We start from the raw sequence: 17,716 nt of genomic DNA, 5'->3' as shown, positions 1-17,716 counted from the left end.
TAGAACCTTGTCAACATGCCAGCCACCACTTCGCGCTGACAATTACGTGAGGCACCTCGTCAGACGCCCGCTACCGGCGGATCAGCTGCCCGCGCCGGCCTCACCGGTCAGCGACCCGCTCAGCCGACCCGGCCACGGCAGCGTCACATGCAGCGGACAACAACCCAACCCGTGCGTGTATACACGGCCACCAGGTATGACGGCGACATACAGTCCGGCCAGCGGTGAGGTCGTCGGTCCCGACGGCGTCAGATACTCGGTCACCAACTCGGGTGATCTGGGAGACGACAGCTGGAAACATATGCTGGCTCCCGCTGGCTGAACGGCGCCAACCGACGTTTGCTGGAAATCGTCTCTCCGATGGGATCATCGACTCGTCCGACATGAACCCGCAGGTCTTTCGACGCCTACCGAGCACCCCGCCGGGCCGCACAAAACAATTGCCGCAACCCCGGCCGCCCTATCCGTCGCCTAGCCATCTTCCGTTGATACGCCGATGTTTTGGCCGCAGATTGAAAAGCTCACGTGCGCGATCAGGAGACGGCGTTGAGGGTGGCATGCGCGCGTCGCGTCGCGAGCGTGACCAACCGGCGGTCTGACACCGCCGGTCCCCCGAGGTCGGCGCTGCTGAACAAACGCAACCGCTGAGCGCTGCGGCGCGCCACCACACACCTCAGAGGTGGCGCCTGGTTAGGTACTCTCAGCGCCTGCTTTGCGGTTGGATGCGCAGCTTATGTCAAAATGGGGAGATGCGGAGGATCGCGGGAAGGTGGGGAGGCCGTAGCGCCGCCGAACGCCGCGCCGAACGTCGGCAACGGCTGATCGAAGCCGCGACCGAGATCTGGAGCCAAAGCGGCTGGGCCGCGGTGACAATGCGCGGTGTATGCGCCCGGACGTCGCTGAATGATCGCTACTTCTACGAGGAGTTCACCGACCGTGATGGATTACTGGTCGCGGTATGGGACAGCGTCCGCGACGACATGCTGCAAGAGGTCAAGACGGTATTTGAAGCCAGCGCCGACCGGTCACCGGTGGGCGCCATCCGTGCGGTGATCCGTATCGTTGTCGAACGCGTCCGGCAAGACCCGGGCCGGGCACAGATCCTGCTGACCCAGCATGCGGGCAGCGCATCGCTGCAGGATCGTCGGTCCGCCGCGCTGCAGCAAGCAACCGAACTCGTGCTACTTTCCGAACAACCGCACCTGCTTCCCGACACCGACCACACCAGTCTGCGCGTGGACACCCTTGTCGGCGTCGGGGGGTTTGTCGAACTCATCTCCGCTTGGCAGGCCGGCCTGCTCGACGTGGGCGCGGGCGACATCATCAACCACGCCAGCCGGCTGGCGGCAACACTGGCACAACCCTATCTGCGCCAAGATATTGTGGATGTAGCCCTTGATGCGGTCGCTGAGCGGCCTACCGCTACCTGACCGGCGAAGGCCCGGGGGCTGCCCAAACCGCCGGCGTCGAGCGTGCCGCCTACTACAGCAATCGGCCCTGCGCACAGCTGCGCATCGAGGTCAGGCAGCGCGTTGAGCAGTCCCAACGCGACCGACGAATCCCTGACCCGATCGAACTGAGTCCGCGGCCGGCAGCGCGCGACCACGTAGCCTCAACTCCCATCCGGTGGGCGCCGAGCTGATCGATGTCACTCAGGAATGGCACACCACTACTTAGCTTAGGCTTAGCTTAGGAGGCTGGAGGCGTATTGCATGGGGAGCAATACTCGATGAGATCGTCGATGTTCTGTCCCACCCGCGCAGGTGCGACCCCCACCGACGGCGCGTAGAGCATAATGTGGTCCAGTACACCCTCGTAGCGGCGTAACGCGTCACGTACCTGGCTGCCGGTGCCGGCGACGCCCATCACGTCAATCATGTCGTCCGTGACAGCGTCGAACATCGCCGCAAAGTCACCACGTGCAAAGGCTTCCCGGATCGCTGCAGCTTGTTCGCCGAACCCGCAGAAGTCGAGCAGCGGTTCGTAGGTCCTGACCGACGCATAGAACGCGATCTGCTGGGCGACCTCGCGGCGGGCGATCTGCGGGTCCGCGTGGATAGAGCAGATGACCATCGAGATGATCTCGACGTCGTTAGGGTCGCGCCCGCTGCGGGCTGCGCCCTTGGCCACCGCGGGTCGCACGACTTGCTCCAGATACCGGGTCGTGAAAAGTGGATGCCCGGCCAGACCGTCGGCAACCCGGCCGGCGGCTTCACACATTCTCGGCCGCACGGCCGCGGTGATGATGGGAATGTCGCGCGCAGGCGGCTCCACCGGTCCGCTGGGGACGAGATTCATCTTGTAGAAGCGGCCCTCATGCCGGATGGGTCCTTCGTGCAGGTTCCAGATGCGCCGGATAAGCGGTACGAGTTCTTCGACGCGCAAGGCAGGGGCACTGGTATCGGCTACAGAGTGCCAGTCGCTCATCATCCGCTTGGTGCCGTTGCCGATGCCGAGCACGATGCGGCCACCGGACAGTTCGTCGAGATCTCGTGCTTCCGTCGCCAACACCAGCGGGCTGCGCCCGATGCCATACAGGATCGACGAGCCGATGCGGCACCTGTCGGTCGAGGTGGCCATCGCCGCCATCGAGATGGAGCCCGATCGGGTGTAGAACTCAGATGCCCAGACGGCGTCGAACCCGGCCTGGTCGGCAGCCGCGGCGGTGGCCTTCATCGCGGCAAGGTCAGGGGCGAGGACGGAAAGTCCATAAGTACTCATCAGTGACGGCGCCATCGTGTGGTCGGTGACAGAAAGTGCCAGCGGCTAGTCCGCCCGAGCGACAGCCCATCACCGCCGAGAGCACGTCGGCGGTGATGGGCTTGTCCCCCTCGATGATTCGCTGGCTGCCCAATGCGAAGTCGCGAGCCGTCCGCCGCAAATGTCATGAGGTCCATAGCGTTCGTCGTGTGCAATGCGGACCTCATCGGACGTCGAAATCTGCGAGCTCAGGTGCACGCAATAGTTCTCGGTGCCGCTCGGGTGTCCACGGGAACAATTCGGGAAGCCCATCTTTGCCCAGGTACCAACTGTTGCAACCGGTAACCCAGATCGTCTGCGGCATCGCTGACTTCATGCTGTCGTTGTAGACCTTGGTGGCCAACTTGGTGGGCGCGGCCGCGACGATGCGGCCCTCACGGATCCGGTTGATCCACCACATCACATAATCAGCCTGGTCCTCGGCGATCGGTATCAGTGACTGGTTGCCGATCGGCGAATGCGGACCCATCAGCATGAACAAGTTCGGGAATCCGGGCACCGCGACCGACCGGTACGCCGTGGGGCCATGGGCCCACGCCTCGTCGAGGGTGAGCCCATGCTCCCCGATCACCGTCAGCGGGCGCACGTAGGCCCGGGCGTCAAACCCGGTGGCATAGACGAGCAGGTCGAGTTCGTGTAGCACACCGTCGGCGGTGACGACGCCGCGAGGCTCGATGTGGTCGATTGCCTCGGCGACCACCTCTACACCGGGTTGCTGGACAGAACGGTAGAAGTTCCACGCCATGATCTGTCGCTTGCACATAGGCTGGTCTTTCGGGGTGAGTTTCGCGCGCAGCTGCGGGTCGCGCACCGAAAGCCGCAGGTTCCATCGACATAGCGCCTGAACCAGGCGGCGCTGAGCTCCCGGACGGATCGGCGCGCGGCCGAACAGGTGCCTGACCACCAACCCCCAGAACCGATAGCCCAGGCCGTTCAACCTCGGCCAGCGCGTCAGCGCGGCCCGGATCAGCGGTGAATAACGCGGATTGGGCATGGGAAAGACCCACTGCGCAGTGCGCTGGAAGACCGTGAGCCGGTTGACCTTGCCGCCGAGTTCGGCAATGATCTGTATGCCTGTCGAGCCCGTCCCAATCAACCCAATCCGCTTGTCCGCCAACGGAACCGAGTGGTCCCATCTGGCGGAGTGGAACGCCGGTCCGGCAAAACTATCTTGTCCGGGTATGTCCGGATAGCGCGGCACCCGCAGCACGCCGGTGGCGGTGACCAGCACGTCGAATGTCTCTTCGCCGTCGGCGGTGGTGAGCCGCCACTGCCCGTCGTCGTACCGGGCAGAGATGACCTCGGTGCCGAACCTGATGTGCGGGTGAATGCCCCGTTGGTCGGCGACCTGCTGAAAGTAGGCCTGGATCTCAGGACCCGGCGGCAGCAAATGGGACCAGTTCGGGTTGGGCCGAAACGAGTAAGAGTAGTACCGCGACGGGATGTCGCAGGTCAGCCCCGGATAGGTGTTGTCGCGCCACGTGCCCCCGACTTCCTCAGCTTTTTCGAAAATGGTGTACGAGTCGATGCCGGCGTCTTGCAGCTTGACCGCCATGCACAGTCCCGACATGCCCGCACCGATGATTGCGACTTTCACAGGCCGTTGTTCCGTCATCTTCACCACCCAATCCGAAGTGCCAGTTCCGCTACGCCCGGCCGATCACCGCGGCGACGCGCCGCTGAGTGCGCAGACGGGTCCGTTTCTGGGGACGTGGCCCGAGGCGGTGCGGCCGACTCGGTGAGGCGGCGGAGGGCGGCGGCCCGGCAGCGGCCACCGAACTGGTGCCTGTAAGGCAATTCTGGGCCGGCCACGCTGATCGGCTCCCGCCACCCGGAGAAGTCGCGAGGGAGTGAATGCCGCGGATGCCGCCGCGTCGGTGGGCGGGGCCCACGCCGCACGGGCACCTATCGACCTCGCTCAGTGCTGGGGCAATCTTCGCAGAACTGTTTGCGGAGTTCGCGTTTAAGCACCTTTCCAGCACCCGAGAGTGGAAGCGCATCGACGAACGAGGCCGTACGGGGCGCCTTGTATCCCGCGATCTGGGTCTTGCAGAAATCCTTCAACTCCTCGGCTGTCACCGAGGAGTTCTCGGCCAAGACGACGACCGCGTGAACGCGTTCGCCCCAGGTTTCGTCGGGGACGCCGATGACCGCGCACACCGACACCGCCGGGTGCCTGCAAAGAGCGTTCTCGACTTCGGTCGAGTAGACGTTCTCGCCACCCGAAATGATCATGTCCTTGAGGCGGTCGACGACGAACACATAACCTCGCTCGTCCAGGTAACCGACATCACCGGTATGCATCCACCCGTTCCGCAGCGCGATCGCGGTCTCCTCGGGCTTATTCCAGTACCCGAGCATCACGTTGCCGCCGCGCGCGACAATTTCACCGGTATGACCCGGCGGCACCTCTTGATCGTTGGCGTCGAAGATCTTGACTTCGGCACAGGGCGCGGCGCGGCCGGCCGAACGCAGTAGTTCCGGATGATCGTGGTCCTCAGGACGCAGGACCGTGGCCAGCGGGGACAGTTCTGTCATGCCATAGCCCTGCATGAATCGCGCCGAGCCCATGGTCTTCATCGCACGTGACAGCACCGCCTCAGAGATCGGCGATGCGCCGTACATCACGTTTTGGAGGCTGGCAAGGTCGTATTCTCCGACGGTCGGGTGGTCGACGACCATCTGCAGCATGGTCGGCACCAAAAGGACGTCGGTGACTTGCTGGCGTTCGATCGTTTGAAGGATGGCAGTCGGATCAAAAGTCGAGAGCATCACGTGGGTTCCGCCAAGGGTGGTCTGCCCCGCCCAGGCGGCCAAGTCCGCGAGATGGAACAACGGCGCGACGTGAAGCAGTCGACCCTCCGAACTGAGAAAGCTTCCCACGCTGAGCATTCCCAGCACGGACGTCATCAGGTTGGCGTGGCTGAGCATCACGCCCTTGGGCAGACCCGTGGTGCCGCCGGTGTAGAACACGCCGGCCAATTGATCGCCGCTGCGCCGCACGTCATCGACAGCTTCGCCGCTGGCGATGAGTTCCTCATAGGAGTACGTCCCCTCCGGGTTCGGGGCGTTGCCGCAGTGAACGACAATGCGCAGGTCAGGATATGAGGCCCGAAGCGCCGGTACAGCTAGACTGAAGGCGTCATCTACGAACAGCACGTCGGTTTGGGAGTCGCGCAGGGCGTAGCTGATCTCCGCAGGGCTCCATCGGATGTTGATCGGATTCAGTACGGCGTCCGCCCAAGGCACCGCCAGCAGGTACTCGTGGTACCGGTCGGAGTTGAGCGCAAGCATGCCGACGCGGTCTCCCCGGTTGACGCCAATCAGCCGTAATGCACTCGCTAACTTTGCGATTCGCCGCGCGGACTCCGCATAGGTCCGTGTTCGATCCCCGTCGATGGTGGCGAGGCGGTCCGGGTGCTGTTGCAACGCCCTGTGCAAGCCCTGGGTGAGGTACATTGCATTTCCTCCTAGCCGCTCGCCGGTGCGAGCCTGCAATGACATACCCGATGGCGCTGCGCGCCCTTACGTTATCGCCTATTAACGTACTGGCATCGATGGTAGTAGTACACTGCTTTTCCGGGTCGACACCTGAGAACACCACCGTCCACCCGCAGATTCGGCATCACATCTCATCAGTCAACAACCGTGAATCGCCGTCGCTGACATCCGACTCTCGCTACGGAACTGGCTTCGCCACTGATCACAACCAAGTCGACTACTCAAGTCCTCGACACGCAATTGATATGCAGCAGAGAGGCAAGCAGTACGCGGTGTCGGGAGGCGCTGGATGAAGAAGCATCCCGTCGGCAGCCCACACCCCCACGGTCGGAGAAGATGTGCTCCTCGCGGCGGTCAGTCCGACACAGATGGGACAGGGCATCGTCGATGGAGACCGTCGAGGGAGACAGTGGCCCCAGAAGACGTGGGAGGACCCCATGAATGATCCGGTACCTTACGACGTCATCGATGGCGTCGCGTGGTTGACCATCAACCGGCCTGAGTCTCGTAACGCGCTCAGCGCCGCCGTGCGGCAAGGTTTGTGGGATGGTGCACGACGGTTCAACCAGGACGCTGACGCACGTGTGCTGGTCGTGACCGGCGCGGGCGAGGAGGCGTTCTGCGCCGGTGGGGACCTCAAGGAGATGGCGCAACAGGCGCTGACGGTTCCGCCGCCGGATTTCGCGCCGCAGTTCGGGCGTAACATCGAGATCTCTAAACCGACCATCGCGGCGGTCAACGGTGTCGCATTCGCTGGCGGGTTTCTCCTCGCACAGCAGTGCGACCTGGTGGTGGCGGCCGAGCATGCGACGTTCGCGATCACCGAAGTCAAGGTGGGCCGCGGAGCACCCTGGGCGGCGCCGCTGTCGTGGCTGGTTCCGCCGAGGATCGCTTTGCAGATCCTGCTCACCGGCGAACCGATCAGCGCGGCCCGGGCCTTCGACGTGGGTCTCATTAACGAGGTGGTGTCCGCGGATCGGCTCAGGGATCGGGCACAGGAGCTGGGCAGGCTGATCGCTGGCAACGCTCCACTGTCGGTGCTGGCCGCCAAACAGACTGCGTATTTGTCGGCGCGGCATCGCCTTGAGGACGCATACACGCTGGCTGAGCAGATCTGGGAACCCGTGTACCACTCCGCGGACGCGCAAGAAGGTCCGCGCGCCTTCCGGGAGAAGCGGGCGCCGGTATGGAGGGGACGCTGAGCGTGTGTGATGTCGGCGACGGCTCGTGCTCAGATCCCGCGGCCGGGATCGCCGACCCTGGCGGCATGCCGGTGGTGGGGGCACCTCGGCGAGTCAAAGCACTCTGTGCTGAGCTAATCGCCTGCTGTAGCACTCCTGAGGAGTTCGCCTAATCTCTTAAGCTCGGTGCGGCGATGACATGCCTAGCTTGGCCCACCCGCGGCTTGTGACGTGGACGGTGGGACGCCGAGAACAGCGTGCCCCATCCGCGCAAGCAGCATGGAGACGCGCTCGGGAGGCATGCCGGTTTCGCGGTATTGCAACGTGGATTGAATGGCACCGATCGCGCCGTGGACAACCGCGCGCAACTCCGTTTCGTCCAGCTCCGGGCGCAGCTCGCCTAAAACGTGCACCCACTCTTCAAGGTAGAGACGCTGCTTGCGGCGGAGCCGACTGCGTCGATGGTCGGCCAGATTGTGGACTTCTCGGTAGTACACGATGGCGAGCTCTCGTTGCTCCATCACCAGGGCAACGTGGTCGGCCACCAAGGCGGTCAGCGCGGCGCGGTCATCTCGGCTCTGTTCGACGATTGCCGAAGCCCGCTGCAGCAGTGTGTCAATCACTTGTTCGAACAGTGCGGCCAGCAAGTCGCCCTTACTGTCAAAGTGCCGGTAGATCGCCGGCCCTACCACTCCGGCCGACACGCCGATATCGGCAATTGACACCGCGTGGTAGCCGCGGTCTGCGATCAATTCAGCAGCCGCGGCCAGAATCCGCTCTCGACGCCGGCCTCCCCGCCTGCGGCCGACGGTGACTGTGTCGGTCACAGTCGATGATCCTTTCGCAGTCGAAGCAGAAACACTTTACGTTTGGAGCGGCCCGTTCCGAGCGGTCTACGAACGTTAACAGACCTTCACGGTACCCACTGGCCGTCACCAAATGCACAAATTGCCACGTCCGGTTCCACAGCCGGCCGGAGCGACGGCCCGCGGTACCTTCGCCGACCATCGTCCCGCGCGCGCGTTGCGGCCAAGCGCGGTATGGCCACCGGTGATGGACCATGTGACTACGGTATATTGCACGTCCTTGGGCCTTGGACGTAACGTTATCGGCGAGTAACTTATGGCTTCGGCTTCAGCTGCTTGGGCGCGCAGAAGCACTTGCACGTTACGCCGTAGCGTTGCGCTGGCCTAAGTCGCGGTCGTTCGGTCGTGATGTGCGGAGGAAGGACGGGCTTGCGAGATCTTGGCGGCACATCGTCCCGTCGCGCGAAGCTGCCCGAGCCACCCGCTCTGACAAGGTCATCAAGATGCCAGTTTGCGCGCGTGACGCCGCTGTTCGATTGCCAACCCCAATCTATCGGGAGTCATCATGACGGGTACTGAAGCAGCCCACAGCCGCATAGGCGAGGCGGGACCCTGCGCCATGCCCAACGATCCGTGGACCACGCCGGAGCGGCAAGCACTGAGCCAGTTGGCGCGCTCTTTCGTCGCACGAGAGATCGCACCGAAGGTGACGGAATGGGAGCGGGTGGGTGAAGTCCCGCGGGAGTTGCACCGCAAGGCTGCCGATGTGGGACTTCTCGGGGTCGGATTTTCCGAGCAGGTGGGAGGCAGCGGCGGTGATGCAATCGATTCGGCGCTGGTGAGCGAAGCCATTCTGGCGAGCGGCGGGTCCACCGGCGTGTGCGCCGCACTGTTCACCCACGGTATTGCTGTGCCGCACATCGCTACGAACGGCTCCGATGCCTTGATCGACCGCTACGTCCGTCCCACCCTGGCCGGGGAAATGATCGGATCGCTGGCAGTCACCGAGCCGGGAGCGGGTTCGGACGTGGCCAACTTACGCACACGAGCGGTCCGCGACGGCGACACGTATGTGGTCAACGGCGCCAAGACGTTCATCACCAGCGGTGTCCGCGCCGACTTCGTGACTACCGCGGTGCGAACCGGAGGACCCGGCTACGGGGGAGTCTCCCTGCTGGTGATCGACAAGGGCACGCCGGGCTTCGAGGTATCTCGTCGGCTGGACAAGATGGGATGGCGCTGCAGCGACACCGCAGAACTGTCATTCATCGACGTTCGTGTCCCCGCTGCCAACCTGGTCGGCGCCGAGAACAGCGGATTCGTTCAGATCATGCAGCAGTTTCAGTCGGAACGGCTCGGCATTGCCGTGCAGGCATACGCCACCGCAGAACGCGCGCTCACCTTGGCCAAGGGTTGGGCGCGCGAGCGCGAGACTTTCGGCAAACCCCTGACGGCACGTCAGGTCATCCGGCATAAGCTCGCGGAAATGGCCCGACAGGTCGATGTCGCCCGCACATACACCCGCGCCGTGATGCAACGGTGGCTGGCCGGGGAGGATGTCGTCACCGAGGTGTCGATGGCCAAAAACACCGCCGTGTATGCGTGCGACCATGTGGTCAACGAGGCGGTTCAAATCTTTGGTGGGATGGGCTACATGCGTGAGTCCGAAGTCGAACGGCATTACCGAGATTGCCGCATTCTCGGAATAGGCGGTGGCACCAACGAGATCATGAACGAGATCATCGCCAAGCGCATCGGCTTGTAGCTCTTCTGCACTGAATCGGCTCACGACGACGCGTCTGGGCGAACACGGCTCCCAAGGAGTTGACATGGACCGAGGCATCGGCAGTTGGGCGACGAGGCGGGCCTTCCTATCCGGCGACCGCACCGCCCTGGTTGCCGGCGACCGCCGAATCACCTTCACCGAGCTCGATGAACGGACCAACCGGCTTGCGCGTGCCCTGCGAGCGCTCGGCGTGCGCAAGGGCGACAGGGTTGGCGGTCTTTTGATCAACAGTCCCGCGTTCATCGAAACGATGCTGGCGGCCGCGAAACTGGGCGCGATCTTCGTGCCCATGAACGTGCGACTGGCGCCCGCGGAGGTGGCTTACCAGCTGGCCGACTCGGGTGCAGACGTCCTCGTCTACTCCGCCCCGTTGGCCCCGCTGGCCCGTGCCGCGGTAGCAGAGGATGGGGTGCGGTTCCGCCACCAGGTGGCCGTCGGCGGTGAGTGCCTCGCCGGCGAGCTTTCCTACGACGACGTCGTGAACAGTGAAACGCCCACGGCTGTGGGCGGCGACGTGGCCGGCCATGACATCGCAAATCTGATGTATACGTCCGGGACTACGGGGCGGCCCAAAGGTGCGATGCTTACCCACGACAACCATTTGTGGAATGTCATGAACGCGCTGACGATCGGGCGCGGGCTGCGTGAGACGGACGTGACCGTCGCCGTGGCTCCGATGTTCCACATCGGGGGGCTGGGAGTGCACACACTGGCGCTGTTGCATGTCGGCGGGTGCAGCGTTCTGCTGCCGTCCTTCGATCCGCGACAGACGCTGGCGATGATGGCCCAAGAGCGTGCGACGGTGCAATTCATGGTCCCCGCGATGTGGGCTGCGCTGATGAATTTCGCCGGATTCGACGACTACGACCTGTCGTCGCTCGAACTGGCGGCTGCAGGTGGCGCGCCGTGCCCGTTGACGGTCATCGAATTCTTCCAGGCACGCGGTCTGCCGTTTCAAGAGGGGTTCGGAATGACCGAGACGGCGCCCATCGTCTCGTTCCTGGATGCCGACCACGTCAAGGAGAAGGCCGGATCGATCGGTCGCACGGCTTTCCACGTCGAAGCTCGCATCGTCGACGACGCCGACCGCGAGGTCCCTGTCGATGAGGTAGGGGAGTTGGTGGTGCGCGGCCCGAACGTATTCGCAGGCTACTGGGGTCTCCCGGAGGCGACAGCGGAAGCTTTCCGTGGCGGCTGGTTCCATACCGGCGACTTGGGCCGGATCGACCGAGAAGGTTTCATCACGCTGGTGGACCGCAAGAAAGACATGATCATCAGCGGCGGCGAGAACGTCTACCCGATCGAGGTGGAGCAGGTCCTCTACCGTCACGCTGCCGTGCGGGAGGTCGCGGTTGTCGGTGTGCCGCATCCGCGTTGGGGCGAAACTCCGGTGGCCGTCGTCGCCCTTCGGCACGATGCCGCCGTGAGTGCAGAGGAGCTCATCGACTATGCCCGAGAACGCCTCGCCCACTTCAAATGCCCGTCGCGGGTGCATGTGGTTCCCGAGCTGCCGCGCAATGCCACCGGCAAGGTGCTCAAGACGGAACTTCGCCGGCAATTCGGCGGGGAGGGGCGTTCATTCGTTCGTTAAACCGCCGTTAGCGTTAGCGCCTACCTCTACACGACTCCCATACCGGCCGCAGTTGGCGAGGCAGATCGCGGTCAGCGGCGGCTGACCTCGAAGTGCTGCCACACCTGCCGACGAACAGCGAGCGGGTCGTACTCGACTCGCGATGTCCTGTCGAAGATCATCACCGCCCGGTCGGCGCTGGTGTAATTGGGCCAACCCGCTCCAGGCGCACCAGTCCTGGCAAAGGCGCACCACCGCGCCTGGACTTCCTCGGTGATGCGCAGCGCCGAACGTCTATCGCCGGCCGCGCTGAGCAGCCGACCGAACCGCGTTCTGTAGACGTCGAAAACTGCGAGCAATTCGGTGGCATGAGTAGCACCCAGGCCCGACCATCGCAACGTACGAGGAGCGTAGTCGTAGCGGTAGACGTACACCGGAGCGTACGCGCTGTGCGCATCGGCGATCTGCCATACGATCGATCCGAATGTGAAGTCCCCCCCTAATTCGATACACCCGGCGGCTTTTGGATACGAGGGGTACGCTGCCGTAATTTGCTCGCGCTCAGCGGATCCCACCGTCGCCAGCAGCAGCTCGATCCTAGGTTCGTTCGTTGGCAGCAGTTTCAGGAACCGAGTGAACAGTTTGGCTTCTTCGGCATTGTTACCCACCATGAGCGGCACGCGGTGCGCCTTTCCCGAGCGCAAAGCATCCATCGGATCCAGCGGCAGGTAATCGGTTCCATATGTGGGACCGACCGGATAGGCGCCGGGCATGTTGCGGCTTTCCTGCGTGATCAGATGATCCAGTGCCGCCACCAGGTCGCTCGGCGGCGCGGTCATCAAAACTGCAGCGGCGTCTCGCGGCCGAGCTCCCAGAATCGTCGCGAACTTCTTGGCGTACTCCTCGGATTCTTCGCGGGAACTAACCAAACCTCTCGCGGGGCTCTCCGAAATGGCCCGAGCGAATAACTCTTCGGCGGCTGGAACAGCCAACAGTGTCGCCACTGCGTGTGCCCCTGCACTCTCGCCGAATATCGTCACAGCGTCGGGGTCGCCGCCGAAGCTTGCGATATTCTCACGCACCCAACGGAGCGCCATGACCAGATCGCGCAGATAAAGATTGTCGTCGATGCGGAACTCGTCGGTAGACAGAGACGAGAGATCTACTGCTCCAAGCGCGCCCAACCGGTAGTTAACTGATACGAACACGCACCCCTTGCGGGCCAAGGAAGCCCCGTCGTACACCGGTGTCGCGGAGCTGCCGAGGAAGTACGCACCGCCATGGATGAACAGCATCACAGGTAATGCCCGCTCGAATCCGGTGTCGGGTGCGACGACGTTGAGCGTCAAGCAATCCTCGCTGATCGGCTGGAATTTGCCCAGGCCAACCATTGTGTATTTGCGCGCCTGGGGTGCGCAGCACCGAAAACGGTGACAGCCCAAGACTCCCTCCCACGGCTTGATTGGCCGAGGGGCTTTTAGGCGTAACGCCCCCACAGGAGGCTCGGCGTAGGGGATAGATCGCCACCTGGTCACGCCGTCTCGGGAAAAGCCCTCCACCAAGCCGGAAGCTGTTGCGGTGCAGACAGTACGACCGTGCATCGCTCGACTATAGCTAATAGCCATTCACATTCCGCTACGGTGGAGAATCTGAGGCGTACCAGGCTTGCCCCAGCTGCCGAGGTTGTCCCGGTATCACTGCGGCCGGGCTGCCGCCAGACAATACCGAGCAAACCTTTCCCACTACCGACGAAGGCAGAATCAATGATCCCGATCTACGGCTGCAGTATTAGGCCACTATTAGGCCGCTCCTGGGACACCCCCTCCCGAAATCCTGGTCGAACCTCCTACGTGTCTCTGATCTGACATGCTCCTACCTCGTGGTGCATGCCTCCACGCTTTCGGGGATTTCCACTCCCGTCCGCGGTTACCGCAATCGAGAGCACTTCAAGACAGCCGTCTACTTCCACTGCGGCGGGCTCCAGCTCTACCCACAAACCCACGGAATTCCCGGATCAGCCCAAAAATCATTGTCCCTGAATATAGGAGCATCTGGCATCGAGTCATGATTGGGGTCTGGCTCCAAGCACGTCGTGGAAGAGTGCTTGCCGGAGCGCGAGTTCCCGCGGGTCGTTCCAGACGTGAAAACCCATCCGGTTCATAACGTATGCGAACCCGATGCCGGTATCCGGGTCGGCGAACCCGAATGAGCCACCCATACCGGGTGTTCCGAACGCCTTCTCCGTGGAACCGAAGACGAATTTGGAGAATGGCTTCATGAATCCGAGTGAGAACCTGGTGTCGATGTGTAGTACCTTGTCGTGCAAGCCGCCGGTAGGAGGTGCCGCGGCCGTCTCTAATGCGTCGCGGACACCCGGACTCAATGCGAGATCAGGGCTTCCGATGGCAGCGCTACCATACAACCTGGCGACTGATCGAGCTGTCCCCGTTCCGTTCGCTGCCGGCATTTCCACCACACGGATCTCCTCGCTGTTGAATGCATCGAGGAAGCCCGCGCCGGGAAGATTAAAGGCCCGAGCGGAGAGACTGCGTGGGTTGAACATCGAGACGATGAGGCGTAGAGGAATTGTGTGCAGGTGTAGGAACATCTCTGTTCGCGACGACCAGCAGTGTATGTGCGCCAAGCGATTTCGGCCGACCCAGTCTGGCAGTCCGATGTAGAATTCCAATCCAAGCGGCCGGGCGATTTCGTCGGCGAAGAACTGGCCGAGAGTACGTCCCTTCGGGTCCGTATGACGAATAAGTTCGGACTCGTACCAACCCAGTGTGACGCCGTGATACCCATGGCGGCTGCCGGGGCGCCACGCCGGCCGCTGTGCGGCGATCTTCGCTGACATTCGATCCGGCTCAGCCACGTCGGCCAGCGTGAGCGGAGGATCGATCGCCGCCAGCCCAGCCTGGTGTGAAAGCAGCTGCCGCACAGTGATCGAGCCTTTGGAGGCTTGGGCAAACTCCGGCCAGTAATCGGCCACTCTGGCGTCATATGCGATGAGCCCGCGAGAAGCGGCGACCGCGACGGCGAGTGAAGCAACTCCTTTGGTCGTCGAGAACACGTTGACGAGGGTGTCCTGCTGCCATGGTTCCTGCGTGCTACCGTTGCGGTATCCACCCCAGAGATCGATGACTTTGCGGCCATCACGGTATACGGTGACTGCGGCTCCGATCTCCTGACCGCTGGCCATGTTTCGGTGAAACGCATCTGCAACCTTGCCGTATCCCTCGTCGACGCCACCGCCGACGGTTTCAGGCAAAACTTTGACTCTTAGAACCAATTCTATAGCTCCGTTTCTATAGCTCCGTCGCTTGTTTGGACACGCACCCGCCATACAGAGCGGAACTTCTTGCGCAGGTTCACCTTCGGGCACTCCAATCAACTCGCCGCAGCGGGCCCACGCGCATCTGGTGGCGCTCGCACAGCGGTGCCGCTGCTTCCAGGACAGAAGAACGCGTCTTCACAGACATCGACTCGCTGCTGCTCCCGGTCAACGGCCACCACAAGCAGGGCGCATCCTTCAGGCGCGCCAACATGGCCAGCCGCGCGCTGCTGTGCCGAAGCCTCTCCCCGCAGATCACCGCCATCTCCACACCGCAGACCGCGCTGGTCTTCGCCGAGGCCGGGCTGCACAGCGGGCGGGCCCCCTCTAGGCGCGCGGCGGCCAGACAAATCAAGGTCACCATCGGCACCGCCCGCCCCAGCGGAGTTGGTGGGGCGCTATCACCCGTTTGCAATCAACTCCGAGCTGCCGGTCGCCGGGGCCGATATCACCCACCGCCGCCACGCTATCATCAAAACCACATCATCAGAACCACTCCTTTTCCGTGACCCGAAAATTGTCCGAAAGTCGATACTCAAGCGGTTAGGGCCCAGCTAACACCAACGAAGTCAAAATGTATCCATTCGCTTCGTTCCGCCGCACGTTTAGCCCGAAGTCTGTGTACGAGCAATCGGGGATCGCAGCATAGCCTTCCAGTAGTGCGCCCTTTATCGCGAGGGCCTCGCTCCTGCTGGCACCCCGAAGCAGAATAGCCTTGGTGGCGCGGTATCCGAGATCTTTCAGCCCCTCAAGTACTTCCCGTGGGTCATCGATGGGGACTCGTGTTGCGACATGATTAAGATAAGCGTCGGTCGATCGATTGATTACTTCGGCCGCTTGTTCGACCACTGCGTTATATTGCAATGGTTTGCATGATGTTTCGCCGCGCGCTGATGCCACCGCATCCTTGAAGTTGGCTGCTGGATCAGCGAGGGCTGAAGGTGCGAGCGAGGTAATTGCAGAGAGAACCGTTGCGGCGATCAGTGCCGATGCCACCCACGGAAGGGACCACCAAATTAGACCAACTAGTATGCGACTGTCGCAAACGACGGACCGTATCAGCACTTCGCCTCTCCTTGTGTGGACGAAAGCCAACGCTATAGGCTGTCAGCGGTCATCACTCACCTTATTTCAGCGGGGGTTCTTCTCATGCCGAGCCCGCCAAAAAACACCGCCATTACATCGGCCCTCCCTTAAGCGAAAACGTAATCGCTCAACGGGAAGGTCGAGGCTTCGTGCACTGCATTGCGGGTCGACGTGGGCCGGAGCAATACCACCTCGCCGCTATGGTTGAAGTAGTAGGACCGCGACGTGGCGCAGTCACCTATGTAGAGCACCGAGTTGTCCAGCAGTGGAGCCATCCGGTCCCTGAAGCGGCTGCTGGCTTCTTCGGTCACCTCGAATATCGTTGCGCCCCTTCGCTTTATTTCGCCGAAAAGCCGGTCCATGTGGCGCATCTGGTATTCCATGGCGTTGAAGAAGGATGCCCCGGAAAAGCCGAATGGGCTGGCCAAGCTCAAGTAGTTCGGGAAATACGGGATGGACACTCCCTGGTAGTCCTGGAACCTGTTTTCGCGCCACCACTTTCCCAGGTTGCGGCCCTCGCGCCCGATGATCTCGAAGGCCGGGAAGTTGGCGTCGTACAGGTCGAAGCCGGTGGCCAGCACCAAGGTGTCGATGACGGTCTTGTGCCCGTCGGCGGTGATGATGCCATCCGGTTCGATCCGCTCGATCGAATTTGTCTCCAGGTGCACATGTGGTTTGGCGAAGGTACGGTAGTAGCTGTTGGACCAGGTGGGCCGCTTGCAGCCGAAGTCGTAGTCGGGAGTCAGCTTGCGCCGCAGCTCCTTGTCGCGGATCCAGACGAATCGGTTGACCTTGGCCAGATCCGCGATGGCGATGTTCAACCATCGGAACTGCCGGAAGTTCAGCAACGCGGTCGTCAAAAGCGCTTCGCAGAGCGTGTCGGTGACCAGCCGGAGGGCCCGGTGCACCAGTGGTACCCGGGCGAACACCTGCTGCAGCCACACCGGGATGGCGAAGTCGACCTTGGGCGCCACGTGGATCGCGGTGCGCTGGTACACGGTGAGCTCGGCGACCTGTTTGGCCACCTCGGGGATCGCCTGCACTGCGGTGGCTCCGGTGCCGATGAATCCGACCCTGCGACCCTGGAAGTCGTAGTTGTCTTCCCACGCCGTGGTGTGGATGATCTTGCCGTCGAAGCTGGTGATACCCGGGATGTCGGGGGTGCGCGGTTGGGACAGGAAGCCGGTTGCGGTGATCAGAAAACGCGTGGTCAGAGTCTCGCCGTCGGCCAGCGTCACCCGCCACAGCTGCGCGTCCTCGTCCCAGTGGGCGCCCTCCACGGTGGTGTTGAACCGCATGTAGCGGCGCACGTCGTACTTGTCGGCGACGTATTCGGCATACTGCTTGAGCTCTGGGCCGTACGCGAACAGCCGCGACCAGTACGGGTTGGGCTCGAACCAGTACGAGTAGGTGGGCGACGGGATGTCGACTGCCAGGCCGGGGTAGCGGTTGACGTGCCAGGTTCCGCCAAGGTCGGCCTCGCGGTCGAGGATGACGATGTTGTCGTAGCCGAGCCGCTTGAGCTGGATCGCGGCGCCGATACCGCCGAAGCCTGCGCCGACGATGATGAAGCGGTATTGCTCCTCAGTCATGAAGGAAACCGTCCTTTACTCGAAGTTACTGCTATTTCCATGGGTTCGTGTTCAGGGGCGCAGCCCACTGCTCGGGCTAATCGCGGGCTTATGTCTCGGC

12 protein-coding genes and 1 pseudogene are annotated in these 17,716 nt (G+C 62.8%); 5 read left to right on the top strand and 8 right to left on the bottom strand.

All coding sequences use genetic code 11. From position 1 onward, the window contains the following. Positions 1–67: 67 nt before the first annotated feature. Together MFM001_RS25030 and MFM001_RS23295 are read left to right on the top strand one after the other, a co-directional pair. A pseudogene (locus MFM001_RS25030) lies at positions 68–322 on the top strand (MCE family protein); the annotation flags it as partial. Between the two features lie 427 nt (positions 323–749). Continuing rightward, positions 750–1,430, top strand: a complete 681-nt coding sequence (locus MFM001_RS23295) for a TetR/AcrR family transcriptional regulator (protein WP_238159364.1) — start codon at positions 750–752, stop codon at positions 1,428–1,430. A 259-nt stretch (positions 1,431–1,689) separates the two neighbouring features. On the opposite strand, the gene MFM001_RS23290 is transcribed toward MFM001_RS23295, so the two are convergent. From MFM001_RS23290 to MFM001_RS23280, 3 genes are all read right to left on the bottom strand, one after another. Further along, positions 1,690–2,721 carry an LLM class flavin-dependent oxidoreductase gene (locus tag MFM001_RS23290; RefSeq protein ID WP_057003510.1) on the bottom strand — a complete coding sequence of 344 codons (1,032 nt, stop codon included), beginning with the start codon at positions 2,719–2,721 and terminating at the stop codon, positions 1,690–1,692. A gap of 202 nt (positions 2,722–2,923) precedes the next feature. Next, on the bottom strand, positions 2,924–4,375 hold the full coding sequence (locus MFM001_RS23285) for an NAD(P)/FAD-dependent oxidoreductase (protein WP_057003514.1): 1,452 nt from the start codon (positions 4,373–4,375) through the stop codon (positions 2,924–2,926). 290 nt (positions 4,376–4,665) lie between these two features. After that, on the bottom strand, positions 4,666–6,219 hold the full coding sequence (locus tag MFM001_RS23280; protein WP_116377618.1) for a long-chain fatty acid--CoA ligase: 1,554 nt from the start codon (positions 6,217–6,219) through the stop codon (positions 4,666–4,668). Positions 6,220–6,698: 479 nt separating this feature from the next. Here MFM001_RS23280 and MFM001_RS23275 point away from each other — a divergent pair, with 479 nt between their 5' ends. Continuing rightward, positions 6,699–7,463 carry an enoyl-CoA hydratase/isomerase family protein gene (locus tag MFM001_RS23275; protein WP_116377617.1) on the top strand — a complete coding sequence of 255 codons (765 nt, stop codon included), beginning with the start codon at positions 6,699–6,701 and terminating at the stop codon, positions 7,461–7,463. 182 nt (positions 7,464–7,645) lie between these two features. Here MFM001_RS23275 and MFM001_RS23270 read toward each other — a convergent pair whose 3' ends face one another. Next, entirely contained in the window at positions 7,646–8,269 is a 624-nt protein-coding gene (locus MFM001_RS23270) for a TetR/AcrR family transcriptional regulator (protein ID WP_116377616.1), read from the bottom strand. Between the two features lie 598 nt (positions 8,270–8,867). On the opposite strand from MFM001_RS23270, the gene MFM001_RS23265 reads away from it, so the two are divergent. Together MFM001_RS23265 and MFM001_RS23260 are read left to right on the top strand one after the other, a co-directional pair. Beyond that, on the top strand, positions 8,868–10,013 hold the full coding sequence (locus MFM001_RS23265; protein WP_202814351.1) for an acyl-CoA dehydrogenase family protein: 1,146 nt from the start codon (positions 8,868–8,870) through the stop codon (positions 10,011–10,013). 64 nt (positions 10,014–10,077) lie between these two features. Further along, positions 10,078–11,625, top strand: a complete 1,548-nt coding sequence (locus tag MFM001_RS23260) for a long-chain fatty acid--CoA ligase (RefSeq protein WP_116377614.1) — start codon at positions 10,078–10,080, stop codon at positions 11,623–11,625. Positions 11,626–11,696: 71 nt separating this feature from the next. Here the strand turns inward: MFM001_RS23260 and MFM001_RS23255 are convergent, their stop codons facing one another. The 4 genes from MFM001_RS23255 to MFM001_RS23230 form a co-directional block, all read right to left on the bottom strand. Further along, complete coding sequence (locus MFM001_RS23255; RefSeq protein ID WP_116377613.1) at positions 11,697–13,205, bottom strand: carboxylesterase/lipase family protein; 1,509 nt, start codon at positions 13,203–13,205, stop codon at positions 11,697–11,699. A 461-nt stretch (positions 13,206–13,666) separates the two neighbouring features. Continuing rightward, positions 13,667–14,896 carry a serine hydrolase domain-containing protein gene (locus tag MFM001_RS23245; protein WP_116377611.1) on the bottom strand — a complete coding sequence of 410 codons (1,230 nt, stop codon included), beginning with the start codon at positions 14,894–14,896 and terminating at the stop codon, positions 13,667–13,669. Positions 14,897–15,481: 585 nt separating this feature from the next. Continuing rightward, the gene (locus MFM001_RS23235; RefSeq protein WP_238159363.1) at positions 15,482–15,934 is read right to left on the bottom strand and encodes a hypothetical protein; all 453 of its coding nucleotides are present in this window, start codon (positions 15,932–15,934) and stop codon (positions 15,482–15,484) included. A gap of 197 nt (positions 15,935–16,131) precedes the next feature. Further along, the gene (locus MFM001_RS23230) at positions 16,132–17,616 is read right to left on the bottom strand and encodes an NAD(P)/FAD-dependent oxidoreductase (protein WP_116377608.1); all 1,485 of its coding nucleotides are present in this window, start codon (positions 17,614–17,616) and stop codon (positions 16,132–16,134) included. Positions 17,617–17,716: the final 100 nt, after the last annotated feature.

Origin of the sequence: Mycobacterium sp. MFM001, from assembly GCF_003402475.1 — a bacterium.
In the GTDB taxonomy this organism is placed as follows: Bacteria; Actinomycetota; Actinomycetes; order Mycobacteriales; family Mycobacteriaceae; genus Mycobacterium.
Note: the sequence above shows the minus strand (reverse complement) of the source record. Positions and strands in the feature narration are given on the sequence as shown.